This is a genomic window from Sedimentitalea todarodis (assembly GCF_032595355.1).
Taxonomy (GTDB): Bacteria; Pseudomonadota; Alphaproteobacteria; order Rhodobacterales; family Rhodobacteraceae; genus Sedimentitalea; species Sedimentitalea todarodis.
On sequence record NZ_JASMWN010000014.1, the window covers coordinates 51790 to 66931 of the forward strand.

Here is a 15142-nt window from a genome sequence, read left to right on the forward strand (position 1 = left end):
AAAGAAGGAGATATGCATGATAACGTTCCACATTCCCGACATGAGCTGCGGCCATTGCAAGGCGACGGTCGAAAAAACGATCCACGCCCTCGACCCGGCGGCACGCATCGAGTTCGATATGGCGGCGCGACGCATATCGGTCGAGAGCAGCACTGACGCGGCGCGTGTCAAGACGTCGCTGGCAGAGGCCGGATATCCTGCGGCTTCGGTCTGAGCCGCCCCATGGTGCGTCGTTCGGTCATCTGCCGTCGGACGCGCTACGCTCCGCTTGGACCTGGCGCTCGCGCTCGGGCCAATGCGATTTGATATAAGCCAGGATGTCCGCGATTTCTTGGGTGCTGAGCACGTCTCCGAAACCCGGCATGGCACTATCGAAGGTCACACCCATATGCGCCAGCGCCTCCGCGCCACCAAGGGCGATATAGGCGGTCAGATCGGCATCGGAATGATGCCAGGTATGGCCTGTGGCGTCATGGGGCGGCGCGGGGAGACGTCCGTCAGACCCCGCGCTTTGCCAGTCCGGCTGACCCTCCAGATTTCGGCCGTGGCAGACGGCGCAGTTCGTGTCGTAAAGGACGCGGCCGCGCGCCACCGTCGCGCGCAAACAGATAGATCGCGACCCAGGCAGTCCCCAAAAGGACGATCCCTGCCAGAATGAGGATGCCGGGCCTCAAGGCCAAGCACATTGCGACGCGCGGCGAGCTGAACGAACTGGAAGGGGAGAACATCATCTCAGGCCTGACCTGGCTCGACCGACGCCCAAAATCGTTTGACGTCCTGACAGATGCCACAGTGCGCGAAATCCACAAACGCCTGTTCGGGGAAGCCTGGGACTGGGCCGGCGTTTTCCGTCTGACAGACAAGAACATAGGGGTACCGGTCTGGCACATCTCAACAGAGCTGCGCACCTGCCTCGATGATGCGCGGTGCTGGCGCGACCACAAAAGCTTCGAGCCGCTGGAAGCCACGGCGCGCCTGCATCACCGTCCTGTCTGGATCCATCCCTTTGCGAACGGCAATGGACGTTGGGCGCGGATCATGGCGGACGCCTACTTGGCGAAGATCGATCCGGACATCTTCCTCGACTGGTCTGGTGGTGGAACGCTGAACGCCGAAAGTGCACACCGGTCAGCCTACATCGCAGCTCTCAGAGCCGCCGATCAGCACGACTTCGAGCCCTTGGTGGCACTCGTGCGGTCACTCGCAAGGTACCCCAACCCCGTGCTTGAAGGCTGCCGCCTGACATGAAACCAATGCTATAGCTTATTGCGGCAGAAAACTGGTCGAAATTCCAGGACCACCTCTACCCACTTGCCTTTGACCTTGATGTAAGTTCTTTAATTGAGTGACTGCACTCGGTGAGTTTACTCCCGTATCGACCACCTGCAAGGTTCTTTCCGAAGTCATCCGTTTGGCGCTTCATCTCGGCGTTCAAGGCTTCGACCCCCTAAGGTCTCATGCGCGGTCCTGTCCTTTGGGGCCGCATGTAGATCGAACGGGTTCGGTCGATTGCCTGCCGTGTTGGTCGGTACGGCAACTCGTGAGCAGACTTTTCGCTGCGTTTACTTAGCTGACTATGCCTCCTTCGTTTGAAACGTCGTTCCATTCATCCAGATGGCGTGCATCAGAACTGCAAGCTTTCGCGCCAATGCAACAACCGCCTTCTTGTGGCTGGTTCGCGCTTTGAGGGCCCTGGCCCAGCTCTGCAATCCCGATCCCTTGCCGGGCTTCACGCGATTGAGCAAACTGCTGGCGGCTTCATACAGAGTTGAGCGCAACATGGCGTCACCCCGTTTGGATATTCTGCCGCCATAGTCCATGTCACCTGATTGATAGCGCCGTGACGTCAGACCAAGATACGCGCCAACTGATCTCGATTTGGAAAACCGGCTCGGGTCATCAATCGTGGCAACGTAGGTTACAGCACTCACCGGTCCGACGCCCGGGATTGTCATGAGACGCTGACACACCTCATCCTCTTTTGCATATCTGGCCATTTCTTTGGTCAACGCGGCAGCCTGACGAAGAGCCGCTGTGCGTAATTCAAGCAGAGGCAGGACGATTCCCGACAAGACCTGCTGGTCCCGCAAGAGAGCGTGAACCCGCTGTTCGTAGGTCGACAAGTGTTTTGGGAGGCGCAGCCCGAAGCTGGCCAGAAGTCCACGAATGGTATTCTCAACATTCACGCGGGATTTCAGAGCAACTTCCCGGGCTTTCAGCAAGGCGCGGCGTTCCTGGGCCCCTCGGCTTTTGACTTCTACTTTCCTGTAGAACCCGGTCCGCGCCAACTCTGCTAACATGGCTGCATCATTTGCATCGGTCTTGTTGTGCATCTGGCTGAGGACCGCGTGTGCCTGTCGGGCATCGATGCAAACCATTGGCAGCCCTCGATCACATAGTTCATTGTACAACCAATTCGCCATCCGGCCGGTTTCAAGGACCACACATTGCATTGACCCTGTGTGTTTGCTTAGTGCCCGCAAAATTGTGTTCGGATCGGTCACCACCCGTGCGGCGGACAACACATCGCCACTTTGATTGCAGACGCAAATCGACGTTTCCTCTTTCGAAACGTCCAACCCAACATAACACTTTTCCATTTCGCTCTCCTGTCATTGTTTCGATGCAAGTATGCACCGACATAGAGAGCAGTCGCTCAATTACTCAGAGTCTCATCCATCCGCCAGGAAACGGCGGTTGGTCGCTTCCTAGCCTGGGCGTTTACGGCGATCAACGGGGCATATTTCAAGACCCACCGGTTCAGGCTAGCATGGTCAACTTCGACACCTCGTTCCGCCATGATCTCCTCCAAATCGCGATAGGAAACCGCATATCGAACATAGAAAAACACCGCGTACAGGATGACATTTTTCGGATACTGGCTGCCTTCTCTATCGCGGCCTATGTCAAGAGTGGGTTTATCATGTCATGTCATGTTATGTTCCTTTGAGCTATTGATCTGCCTAGCCGATGTGCCGTCACGGAGCTCGTGCTTCTCTTCGAGGTCGGCGTGTGGCCGCCTCATGATGGGGTAAGAAGGATGGAGTGGTTCAATCTTTGAAGCGCCCTTGCTGCAAACGCAGCAGGATCTGCAGCCAGTGCGAACTCGCTCCACCCGTCGTCCCCGTGAGGACATCATTCTGCCGAGGCAGATCTCGGGACCAGAGCGTGTTTGTCAGGCCGCCTTTACAGCGCTGTTGCTCCAGCGGAAGTCGGTGCCATCAATCCACATGCGGTGGAGAATGACAGCAATGCGTCTGGCAAGTGCTACGGTCGCGCGCCGCATGCCGCGTCGCTGTGCAACCCGCATGGCCCAAGCCTTGAGCCATGACCATTTTTTGGAACGAGTCAGCATCGATTGTGCCGCCTCATAGAGCATGCTCCGCAGCATGGCGTCACCGCATTTGGAGATGCCGCCGTCATAGTTGATCTCGCCTGATTGATATCGCTTTGGCGTCAGACCGGCATGCGCGCCGACATCCCGGGAATGCACAAAGCGGTGCGGCTGATCAACCGATGCTCGGTAGGTCAGTGCAACAACCGGACCAACACCCGGGACTGTCATGAACCGTCGACACACCGGATCGTCACGCACCATATTGAGTAGCATCTTGTGAAGGGTTGCCAATTGCTGGCGCATCACTTGCCGGACCGTCAGCAGAGGATCAACGATTGCGGCCAGTCTGGGGAAACTTTCAACCAGCTCGCGGATACGCGCTTCGTAGTTCTTCGTGCTGACCACACCGACCTTCAGGCCGAAATTGCGTAGCGTGCCGCGCATGTCGCACTCGATGTCGAGCAATTTGCGCTGGAGCAGCTTGCGACTGGTCAGCAGCATCCTTTGTTCCTGAGCGGCCAGCGTCTTGACATGCACCGGCTTGAACAATCCCACGCGCATCATCTGGGCGATCCCGCGGGCGTCATTGCGATCACTCTTGTTGATCTGCTGGGCCTTGAGCAGCGCTTTCATATGCCGTGTCTCGACGCATATGACAGGCAGGTCCGCCTCGGGCAGCCCGTTCACCAGCCATTGCGACAATGGTCCTGCCTCAATCCCGACCCGCGCATAATCACCGCCAATCGAGGTCAGCAGAGCAGCTATGTCATCCGGCTCAGTTGGGACTTTGCGCTCGCAGATCACCTTACCGACCTCATCGACAACGCACACCGCTGTTTCTTGTACCGAAACGTCCAATCCTACAAAATGTGCCATATCGCCATTCCTTCCTTGATGCTCAAGGTCAGGATGACCCCGATCACATCATCTTAAATGAAGGGGCTGCAACCCAAATACGACATTCGAAATCGCAGCCGCCGCGATACACCATCTTTGAAGTCAATCGTCACGTTCCGATACTCACCTTCGAATTCAAAGGTCGGCGCCTATCACAGCTTGGTAAGCAGGCCCATATTCTAAAAGCTTGCGACAGAACCGGCACAGCTTGCCCGGTTGCGTAGCTTGGGACGGCGATAGATTTGGATCAAACCGACCTTCGCTGCACGGCGAACGAACTGGGAGATTGCGGATTATCCGAACTCTTGCGGACGCGGCGAATGCTCGCGCAGAAAACTTCGCATGCGTGGCATGCCATTCTCCGCGATTCTGCAAATCACGCCATGCCTGATGCCGGATGCCGGTCGTTCTGCCTTGGCGGAATCTGCGGCATACCTACCGCCCTTTCGCGGCGCTCTCTATAAATGGCGGGTCGTAGCTCGTAGCGAGCGCTGCGAAAGGGCGCCAGATGTGGAACATCAGCGGCAGGCTCTTCGCCAACACGCCTGCATCGCTTTCCAGTCAATTCCCAGTTCCTCCAGCTGTTTGCGGAACCGGTCATCGAAAACCCCGTTCTTATTGAAGCACTCAATCAGCCTACAGATCAGCTCAGCGCCCCCATCCGTGGGAACGGGTACGCCGCCGGTCGGCCCTTCCCTGCGCCTGCCAACCAGTGCGGTGACCAGATGCTCGCGGGTAAACGCGCTACCGCGGGCGCTGAGCCCCCGAGCCATCAGCCGGAACCGAAAGGCGCCGCTTTGATCCGGCACGTGCTGCGCGGCAAACCTGCCATTGCCCTGATGGGTCATTTTCAAGGTGCCGGTGTCGCCCCCGGGATCAGTCACCGCCACGTCGATCGTGGAACTGCCCCGGAACGGTTGGCCGTATTCCGTCAGCCATGCCATGAGCCGGATCGCTGTACCGGGGTTGGTATTTGCCTGTTCCGCACGCACCCGCATGCGCAGATTGGACCGCGCGTGCACGATGGCCGCGTATCGCAGCACCGTGGCGTTGGGCAGACCGACATCATCGTTGAAACGGGCCGCCGCCGCGGTCTTTGGCCGTTTGATGCCAAGTGTCATCAGGAGATGCCAACGCCCTGCCCAATGGCCAGTGCCTTCCTTGACGACCGGCAAATTCACCCGAAATCCATTCAGGTTATGGCCGATCCGATGCGCCGCGGTAGGCAGGTCTTGAGGCCGGATGATTGTTCCATCGGGAGCTTCGAGAGCTGTCATAACATAGTGAGGTGCCTGCGACAGCGCGATGGTGTCAAAGGCATAGTCGGACTCCGCGATGTCAAAGGGTATGCGTGCAATTGCGCCCGGGCTCAGCCAGCCGGAAGGGTCTTTGACGATTTGCTGGTTGGTAACGCCGACCAGCACCTGGATAAAGAACTTCTCCAGCAGGAATTCGTCATCCTGCGTCAGCGCGCCGGTGACCAGCATGAAGCCGTCGCTGCCGCTGGCCAGCGCCTCCAGCGTGTCGTTCTGCACATTATCGGCATCCGCGATGCCCACGGCATAGACTCTGTCGGTCAGCAGTGCGGCGACATCGTCGACATAAGGCGCCGCCGTCTGGTAACCGTCAGTGAAGACGACCGTGGCCTGGACATCGAAATTGCCCGCCAACGGTGCGGTCGCAAATTCGTTGGCCGCCACTTCCAGCCCCGCCCCGATCGATGTGAGCGGCTGGGCATTGGGCGGCCCGTGCAGGTCAATCTCGTCGTGGGCGGCCATGCGTGCGGTCGACCCAAGTGGCCCCGCCTCGGTCAGATCGGTCAGCTTTGCGGCCGTGTCGGAGAAAGAGATCAGCGTCAGGCCATTGTCGTCATATAGTGTGTCCACAAGTGATTTGGCCGCATTCCTCAGGACGTCCAGTCTGATCCGGTTGTTGCCAGCGTCCGACAACATGCTGCCGGATTCATCGAGCACCAGCGCGACGGCCGCCGTCGGACGGGCGACTGTGTTGGCCAGCAGAAGAATATCTTCGCGCAGCACCTCGTTGCCATCGGGATCACGACCGACGACTGTCATCGTCCCGCCGGGGTCATTGACCGTGCCGCCCATCGGAATGGTTGCGGCGCCGGCACCTGTGAACATGACCCAAATGCGGAATTCGTTGGTGGCGAACTCTGAGCTCGGGAACGGATGAGGGCCGGGCTGGAACAACGAGAAATCGCCCGTCGGCCCGGATTCCACCTCGAAACTCAGCGGTGCGCAGGTTTCGACGTCAAAGAGAGCCGCACGCATAACGGTTTCGTCAGCGGGTACATCATTGAACACCACCTGCGGCGTCACGAGCGTGGCGTTGATCGGGTCGCCGGACTGGAAGTTGGGAAAATCAGGATCGCCGGCAACATGCAATTCAAGGGGGATATCGCGCGGATAGCGGTAGCCCAATGCGGTGTGATCCAGCATTGAAGCGGGGGTTGCACCGCCGATCATCGGATCGTTCAGCTCCACAACCGGCACAGGATCATCGCAGCCGATCGCTGTCGTGTCGTATTGTACAGCGCCGGGATTGTTGAGCTGCCAGATCGCCCATATCCGGTCGAGGTTGCCGTGATGTAAATAGAATAGCGGATCGAGCGGAGAGGAACCTGAAGCCATGGTACCGCCAATCCAGTTGTGTCCCGGAAAATGGCTACCGCATTCGATGGCGCGGAACGCGGTATAGTCTGCCTTGTCGGCGAGTTCGCTTTGAACAACATCGAGATCGGGCAACACGGTTGCACCGCCAGTCGCCGCGCGGGTATAAGTCCAATGGTCAAAACGGCCGTCAGTATTGTTGCGCCCGCCAAAGAAGGATTTCCATGGCTCGACGTCCAGATCGCGCGAATCCGCACGGGTCCAGTCCCAATAGGGAAGCACAATGCGTGCGTCGAAACTTTGCAGGTCTTGTTCCAAGCGTAGCAGGAAATGCCGGTGCCAGGTCATAAATTGCGGTGCCCAGTGGATGCCGTTCATGAAATTGATGTCGTGCTCATTGGCACGTGCCTGAATGATCCCCCGGTCCCAGAGATCGTTCAGCCCGTCCGCGAGACGATCCAGTGCATCGCTATCCTGAGCCATTTCGATAAAATCAATTCTGCAATGCATGTGAAATTCTCCTTAAAATAAAGAGTTCAGTTTGCGTCTACCGGGCTTCCTCTGCTTTGAGGTAGCGCTCTACTGCGGAGCGCAATGACTTGGCCGGTTTCTGATAAACGTCGCGCTTTAGGCGGTATCCGCCGTCCGTCTTGAAGTACGGCTCGACACGGCCGTTGATCTGCAAAACCTCGCGCACGTCGGTTTGCGTGATCACCACCTCGGCGTCTCCGATCCTGAAGGCATCGGGCTTGGCTGTTTGGGATTTCTTTTGGGTTTTTCCCGCCATCTCTTTCTCCAATCTGTCTGGGCTCCCGATCAGGAGACTGAAGGCCGCCAGAAACAGGAGAAACAATGCTGCATATACAATTTTCATGGTGCGCGTTGTTGGTCGCTATTTATTACTCCGTCACATCATCTCAGTGGGTCTACGGATCCACACAGGTTCACCTGCGAAAAATGCTTTGAGTTCCAAGGTTCTTTGTGTCGTCCCGGAGCGACAGACACACCCCCCCAAGGCGTGTCAGACCGTGCAATCAAAGGCAGAACGGTCGGACGCTACGGCACCACCAGAAGATCCTCAAATACTACCATAAATTCGCCTCGGTGAAAAGCAGTGCAACCTCAGATTGACGGAACCGTGCCAGGATCAATGGGGCAGGCCCCCCTCCACCTACACGAGATATCCCTTCGATCAATGGCATACCCGAAGTTCCATCGTCCTCGGTTTTCCACATCAGACCGCACCGTCAGCCTCGCAGTCGGCGCGGAACGCCACCCCCTGCAACAGATGCAGTCAGCACGATGTCAGGGCACCGTGATTCGGGTCCCAATGTCTTGGCCCGCACCTATCCGGCCCGCCGAAAACGGCGGATCATCGACGCTCCCGGCAAGAGAGCGCAACGAAGCGGCTATCTTGAAAGTATAAAAAGTGATACCCTCATAGCGGGAAAAGTGGGTCTCAGGCCTCGGATTCTTACCCGGGTACAGGTGTGCACCACTCCGGGGTATGCGCAAGATACGCTAATTTGTTTCCATTTGTTTGTGCGTCACAGCACAAGCTTGGTGCCCGTTCAAAGCCTCTTGTGCCGCGTGAGTCATGCTTACTCAAGTATTTGACCATCAAGGAGATATTGAGCCATGACAACTGGCATGACACCCTATGTCACCCCTGCCCCCACAGATTCGGACCCCGCCGCAAACGTTGTCGAGACGACCATCACGGCCAGCATTCAAACCGTCGACATCGGCGGCGGCGTGATGATGGAAGCCGAGACCTATGACGGAGCCATTCCCGGCCCGACACTGCGGTTCAACGTCGGAGACACGGCGATCATCCGGCTGGTGAATCTCCTACCGCACCGGACTGGCATCCATTGGCATGGGATCGAACTGGCGAACGCCACCGATGGCACGCCGGTCACACAGAACGGTCTGGCCGCCGCCTTCGCGGCGCCACCGCCAGCACCGGCACCGGCGGGCGGCACTTACCTTTACAAGTTCCAGCTACCCCGCCCGGGGGTCTACTGGTATCACCCGCATCACTTCCACTCGACTAACCGGGTGTTTCGCGGGCTCTACGGCATGATCATAGTCACGGACCCGAACGAGGCTGCGTTAATTGCCGCCGGTACGCTGCCGAACGCCACCGATACGCTGCAACTGGTGCTGGGCGATACGACCGTTTGCGAGACCGCCGGGTCGAACGATGCGGCGACCTATGTGGACCCGACGACACTTCCCGTTGCCGACCGGCCCGAGTGGCTTAGCGGGCAGACATCGCAGCCCGGTCCGACGCCCCTGAGCCTGTGCGAGATTGCCCCGGCAGGCAGTGCGATGGCCGAAGACGGTTCTCCTGCGCCCGCGTCCTTTCTGGCCGGGCAGGCGCCAAACATTCAACGCGCTGGTCCGGGACGCACTAACGAAGGTCAGACGGTTCTGACCAACGGCATGAATGTGGGCGGTCGCGCCGGCCCGCCGGATGCGCCCGGCGCGCTCGATGGCGCGGCGATCGGCTATGCGGTGCAGCCAGGGCAAGGGCTGCGGCTGCAAATCGTCAATTGTGCGGTCACGCGCTATTTCCGCCTGCGTCTGACCAATAACGACGGGACTCAGATCTTGCTGATGCGGGTGGGTGGCGAAGGTGGATTGCTCGACGCGGTTGTGGAAGAAGGCGGCACGCCGGGCGGATTCGATACCAAATACGATCTGGGCGAGGTTCTTTTGCCGCCCGCCAGCCGAGTTGATGTGGTGGCGTCGATCCCGGATACGGCGACGGGCACGCTGACCTTATGGACCCGCGACTACGCGCGGACGGGACAGGGCTTCAGCAGGGTGCCGTCGGTTCCGGTGGCTCATTTCGAGGTCTCGGGAGCCGTGGTCGCACCGGCGTTTTCACTGCCCGCCGGAACCCAGCTGCGCGCCGGCATTCCCGGGCAGGCGATCGAAGTGCTGCCTGCACCGACCGACAGTTTTCTCGACCCGGCGGGGTTTACCCCGGCCAAGCCGGGCGTCGTGGCTCCAACGCAGACCATCGTTTTCGGAGCGGGCGGCGGTGTGACGATCGACGGTGTGGCTGGCAGTTTTTCAGGGTTCATGCCCTATACCAACGCGCCGCATGTCGGGTCGTCGCGCTATGCCGCGCCGGGTGGCGTTCTGGAGATGTCGATCCAGAACACATCGTTGGCGCATCATCCGTTCCATCTGCACGGGTTTTCCTTCCAGCCGATATCCCTGACAACGCCGGGCGGGCCCGACTATGTCTGGCCCTACGCCGAATTCCGCGACAATGTCGATATGCCCTCGAATTACACACTGAATTTCAGGGTGCGACTTGAGGACAGGCCGCTGACTGATGGCATTACCATGGGCGGGGCCTTCGGGCGCTGGCTGTTTCACTGCCACATCTTCTTTCACGCTCATCAAGGAATGATCAGCGAACTGGTCGTCACATCGGCCGACGGCAGCGAGCGGCCTTATGTCAATGTCGGTGGGTCCTGGACCTATACGCCGGCGGGCGGTACAGCGACACGCAAGGGCACGTTCGCGCATCCCGATGGCAACAATGTCACCCTGACCGCCAGCGACGGGGCGTTCAATCCGCCCCTCGCGCCGGCCGCCGCCGGTACCTGGGACTGGGAGTTCGATTCCGCCGGCGAGCCGGATGGCGTGCGCTATGTCTACATCACTGCGACCGACAGCGACGGGCGGCAGGATCAGGCGGTGTTCCGTCTCAAGGTCGGTGCCCCGGATGACGGGGCGGACATCGGCGATCCGCACATCCACACTGTAGACGGCAAGCGATACGATTTTCAGGCGGTGGGCGAGTTTACCCTGCTGCGCGACCGCCAGGGAATGGAAATTCAGGCGCGGCAATGGCCCGTGGCCACCGCCAACCCGATCACCGACAGCTATAGCGGGCTGAAGTCCTGCGTGAGCGTCAACACGGCCGTTGCGTTGCGTGTGGGTGCGCACCAAATTTCCTACCAGCCCGGCCGCGAACAGGGTGTGCTGCGCTTCTTTGTCGACGGCAAACAGGCGCATCTGCCGCAAGACGGTCTCGACCTCGGGGTTCATCGCTTGACGTCAGAGGTGCTGGCCAATGGCACATCGGCCCTGCGGGTCGCCTATGCGCATGGGCCGGTCGTGACTGCGTCGCCGCGATTCTGGAACAGCCAGAAAGTCTGGATCATGGATGTCGACGTGGCCCATACGCAGGCGGTCGAAGGGATCATGGGCGAAATCCACGACGGCAACTGGTTGCCGCTGTTGCCCAGCGGTGCATCACTGGGCCCCCGGCCCGAGGCGCTGCAGGATCGTTATGTCACGCTCTACCGAACCTTTGCCGATGCCTGGCGCGTAAGCGACGCAACCAGCCTCTTCACCTACGATTCGGGCGCCTCTAGCGCGACTTTCACCGATCGCGACTGGCCCGCCGAAAAGCCGCCTTGCAAGCTCAAGCAACAATTCATCGTGCCGGGCGCGAATCCGATCCTGGAAGGTATCGACCCTGAGGATGCTAAGAAAATCTGTCAGGACGTGACGCTCAAAGGCCTGCATGAGAATTGCGTCTTTGACGTGGCCACCACCGGCGACAAGACCATGGTGGAAGGTTATCTTCATGCGCAGCAGCTGATGCTGGCGGGAACCGCTGTGCTGATCTCGACTGACAAAGCGGAAGGCCCGCAGGGGGAGCAGGTCAAGGCGACAGCAACAGTGACGCGGCTGCATGGAACGACCCGACCGGAAAAAGGGAAATACGCGCCCAAACTTACCGGCACGGTTACGTTCTTTGTGGACGGCGCGCGTGCGGCCAGACCGGCCAAGATTGACGCCAAAGGACGGGCCGCAATCACGATCGACGATCTGGCGCCTGGCCTGCACCGGATCCGCGCCGAATATTCTGGCAACGAAGAACTGGAACCAGCCGGCAGTTCCAATGCCCACTACACCGTCAAGCGCCGCAAAGGTATCTATGCGCTGCCAGACGACAGGCTTCTGGGTACCAAGCTGACGGTGCCTGGTCGTCGCAAGGCGGGTGACACGGAAGTCACGCTGGACGTCAAGACCGCGCGCCGCATGCTGCTTTGGGTCAATGCAGCCAAGCGGCCCGAAGATCTGCTGAGCCCGCCTGACGTGCTGACTCACCTGCATGTGGAATATCGAAAGCGCAAATTCCCTGAAACGCATCCGCCGGTCGAGGGCGAACATGGCGGGCACGCTGAGAATATGCACCACCCAGACAAGACTGGTTTTGACGAAGCTTCAAAAGTGCTCAAAGCGCGCAATGCATTTCCGCTCGCCGGATTTCAGAGGATTGAGGATCTTCTAAGTCACGGCTTTCTGGCAGAGCGTCTGCGCAGCTGGTTCTGGATGTTTTCGATGGCCGCCAAAGGCGACTGGGCCGGACCCTACTCGAATCCCGGTGCCGGGTTCGACCGCCCCGTCCACGCGGCGGTGCTGCACACAGGCAAGGTGTTGTTCTTCGGGCTGCCGACGGGCAAGGATGCCTGGCTCTGGACTCCTGACGCGGGCGCGGGGACGATCGCGCCAACCGCCAACAAACCCACCGACTCGCTGTTTTGCTCGGGTCACGCTTTCTTGTCGGACGGGCGGCTTCTGGTGGTCGGGGGCGGCGGCGACGGCACCGGACCGCGCCACAACCATGGCTGGATCTTCGACCCAGTGTCCGAGACCTGGACCCGGACCGCGGGCAATGGCAGCCCCGGAGACGGCGATATGGCCTATTACCGCTGGTACCCGACACTTGTCACCATGGGCGACGAACCGGGGCGGGTCCTTGTGGTCTCTGGAGACGACACCGGCGGCACCGACGTGGCGCAGATGGAAATGTATATGGAAACGACAGATCGGTTCGAACTCGTCTGGGGGCCTGCCGGCGTCGGCGATACCAGCGCCGACCGGTCCTTTCCGCAGATCTATCCAGGCTTGAATCTGCTGCCCGGCGGAGAGATATTCTACACGCCGACGGGCTGGCATTCGGGCGGCTGTTCAGGGGCGGCGAATTTCCCCTCGGCTCTGCCGTCGGCCTATTTCGATCTGATCAGTGCCGCGCCGCCAGTGCGCGGATCCTGGACCGATGTCGGCACCCAGGACGCGGCCGCCGAACAGGCGCTCGACCGGGTCAAGGGCATGTCGGTTCTGCTGTTGCAGCCAAGTTACCCCTTCGTTCAGGTCATGGTTGTGGGCGGAGGTCAGGATCCGGAAAGTGCGACCACATTCCAGATGATCAACCTTTCGACGCTGACCCCCGAATGGGGTCCGCCGGTGACCTTGCCGGATGGTCTGGCGCGGGTCAATGTCAATGTCGTGGCGCTGCCTGATGGCACCGTGTTCGTAAGTGGCGGGCGTCCGTCAGCCGGCACCCCCGTGGGCGGCGGGGCCTGCTGGATCTATGATCCGGTTGCGATGACATGGCAGGAATGTGATGTGCTGGCCAATCGCAGGGCCTATCATTCGGTGGCGGTGTTGCTGCCGGATGGGCGAGTCGCCACGGCCGGCAATGAATGCCCGGCCGACACGACCTACGAGATTTTCAGTCCACCCTATCTTTTTGCACCCGACGGAACATTGGCAGCACGGCCAGAGATCACCAGCTTGCCCTCACAGGTGCATCACGGGCTCGACTTCGACATCGAAACCCCGGACCCGGCTGCCATCGATAAGATCGTTCTGGTGCGACCGATGGCGGTAACGCATCAGACAGACAGCGAACAGCGTGTTGTGCATCTGGATTTCGCCATCACAGGCCCCACGACGATCACCGCGACAGCACCCAACGGATGGCATCCACATTCGCTGGCGCAGCGCAGTTGGTATATGGTTTTTCTCGTCGATCTGGGCGGCACACCCTCGGTCGGGAAATTCATGCATCTGCACTAACAGACTGGATTGGCGCCGGATCGCTGACTCATGCGGCGACACGGTAGTGGGTGATCCTCGTTCTTGAAGTCACGCAGCGCTTTGCATTTCCCCGTCGTAGTCGGTTTGACGACGTCGCCATGTCGCCTGAAAAACAGGAAAATTTCCTTATACCTAATTCGGGAATCCTCCACTTGTTGATAGTAGGCGAACAGATCTTTCAGAGGCGCCGAAAAGTCCTTGTGTGCCGCGAGAACGGCAACCAGCGCACCAAGAGATATCCGGCCTTCAATCACAAAATAGCCGCCGAGAGAATAGAACAGGAAGGGCGTCAAAGAGGTCAGAAAGTTGTTCAACGCTTTGACAAAGAACTTGAGCCTAAAGATTCTGCGTCGAATGCGTTCCAGTTCCTTCAGGCTTGCAGCGACGCTTCTGATTTCTTGGCCTTGCTGCGCGCTTGCCAAGCCCGAACGACGCAAATGGGTCCCGAGGGCTCGGACCTCGTGAATTCGCGTGCGAGCAAGTCTGTTCAGATGCCGTTGTAACTTGGGCAACAGGATGATCTGTATCGGCAATACCGACAGCGCCGCAGCACCCAACAGTGGATCTTGAACAAACATGAACAGCATGATGGTTAAGAGCGTGCCGCCCTGAAGAACAGGCAGCGTCAGGAGGTTTGCAGCAAATCCGCCAATCGGCTCCACTTCTTGGGCGAGTACCGGAAACACGTCCCTAGTTTCTGATGAGTGTTCCCGGAAACGCCAGTGGCGATAAATAGCCAAGCGCAACCTGCGCAGAAACCTCTCCGATACGAACCCCTTAAAGGTGTTCAGGACATATTTGTTCAATCCCGAAGCAAAGATCGCGACCAGATAAAGCCCGCATAAGAGCATTAGCAACGAAACCTGATCGAACTCCCAACCAATGAAACTGACCGGAAACCTGTTCGAATCCAATGCGTTGTTGACGATCAGCTTGGGTAGCTCAAGTGTTGCATAGAGGATTGGCAGGGCGGTCAAGCTGAGAGCGATCATGATTAGCTGCGGCCGGAGGGAATGGGCAAGCACTGCCTTGAATAGGTTCGGTTCGGCTCCTTGGATCGCAACGAGCTCAGGCAGCGCTTCCTTGCGTGGTGAGCGGGCAGATGAGAGCAGAAAGCGAATACCCAGGTAAATCAACACCCCCAGCAGAAAGCTGGGCGCAAGTGTAAGTATCAAGTGGACGAATGGACGTATCCATTCCGGCGCAGAGTCATCGTAATTGTACCCGATAATCGAAGCGACGCGATGAACGAACAGATGGTATCTTTCCAGGAGAGACATTTGCGGAGGCCTTAGTTCACTTCGTGTGCGGCGAGATCATCATGCATGATGATGCCCAACTTTCCGGCTTCACGGTG

General features: G+C 59.1%; 9 protein-coding genes and 1 pseudogene. 3 read left to right on the forward strand and 7 right to left on the reverse strand.

All coding sequences use genetic code 11. The features are described from left to right. Nucleotides 1-16 precede the first annotated feature (16 nt). A complete protein-coding gene (locus tag QO231_RS16430; protein ID WP_207013790.1) occupies nucleotides 17-214 on the forward strand; it encodes a heavy-metal-associated domain-containing protein in 198 nt (65 codons plus the stop codon). 24 nt (nucleotides 215-238) lie between these two features. On the opposite strand, the gene QO231_RS16435 is transcribed toward QO231_RS16430, so the two are convergent. Beyond that, complete coding sequence (locus QO231_RS16435; RefSeq protein ID WP_316778785.1) at nucleotides 239-592, reverse strand: c-type cytochrome; 354 nt, start codon at nucleotides 590-592, stop codon at nucleotides 239-241. Between the two features lie 68 nt (nucleotides 593-660). Here QO231_RS16435 and QO231_RS16440 point away from each other — a divergent pair, with 68 nt between their 5' ends. After that, nucleotides 661-1248 carry a mobile mystery protein B gene (locus QO231_RS16440; protein ID WP_316778787.1) on the forward strand — a complete coding sequence of 196 codons (588 nt, stop codon included), beginning with the start codon at nucleotides 661-663 and terminating at the stop codon, nucleotides 1246-1248. 326 nt (nucleotides 1249-1574) lie between these two features. Here QO231_RS16440 and QO231_RS16445 read toward each other — a convergent pair whose 3' ends face one another. The 5 genes and pseudogenes from QO231_RS16445 to QO231_RS16465 form a co-directional block, all read right to left on the reverse strand. Beyond that, nucleotides 1575-2600 (reverse strand): IS110 family RNA-guided transposase, encoded by a 1026-nt coding sequence (locus QO231_RS16445; RefSeq protein ID WP_316778790.1) that lies wholly within the window; start codon nucleotides 2598-2600, stop codon nucleotides 1575-1577. A gap of 68 nt (nucleotides 2601-2668) precedes the next feature. After that, nucleotides 2669-2905: pseudogene (locus tag QO231_RS16450) on the reverse strand (IS6 family transposase); the annotation flags it as partial. A gap of 270 nt (nucleotides 2906-3175) precedes the next feature. Then, on the reverse strand, nucleotides 3176-4213 hold the full coding sequence (locus QO231_RS16455; RefSeq protein ID WP_316778793.1) for an IS110 family RNA-guided transposase: 1038 nt from the start codon (nucleotides 4211-4213) through the stop codon (nucleotides 3176-3178). A gap of 539 nt (nucleotides 4214-4752) precedes the next feature. Further along, nucleotides 4753-7374: a tyrosinase family protein gene (locus QO231_RS16460; protein WP_316778796.1), complete on the reverse strand. Its 2622-nt coding sequence runs from the start codon at nucleotides 7372-7374 to the stop codon at nucleotides 4753-4755. Nucleotides 7375-7411: 37 nt separating this feature from the next. Then, nucleotides 7412-7651 carry a hypothetical protein gene (locus QO231_RS16465; protein ID WP_316778797.1) on the reverse strand — a complete coding sequence of 80 codons (240 nt, stop codon included), beginning with the start codon at nucleotides 7649-7651 and terminating at the stop codon, nucleotides 7412-7414. Between the two features lie 851 nt (nucleotides 7652-8502). On the opposite strand from QO231_RS16465, the gene QO231_RS16470 reads away from it, so the two are divergent. Further along, the gene (locus tag QO231_RS16470; RefSeq protein ID WP_316778800.1) at nucleotides 8503-13764 is read left to right on the forward strand and encodes a multicopper oxidase domain-containing protein; all 5262 of its coding nucleotides are present in this window, start codon (nucleotides 8503-8505) and stop codon (nucleotides 13762-13764) included. On the opposite strand, the gene QO231_RS16475 is transcribed toward QO231_RS16470, so the two are convergent. After that, entirely contained in the window at nucleotides 13761-15065 is a 1305-nt protein-coding gene (locus tag QO231_RS16475; RefSeq protein ID WP_316778802.1) for an ABC transporter transmembrane domain-containing protein, read from the reverse strand. The genes QO231_RS16470 and QO231_RS16475 overlap by 4 nt on opposite strands. Nucleotides 15066-15142 lie beyond the last annotated feature (77 nt).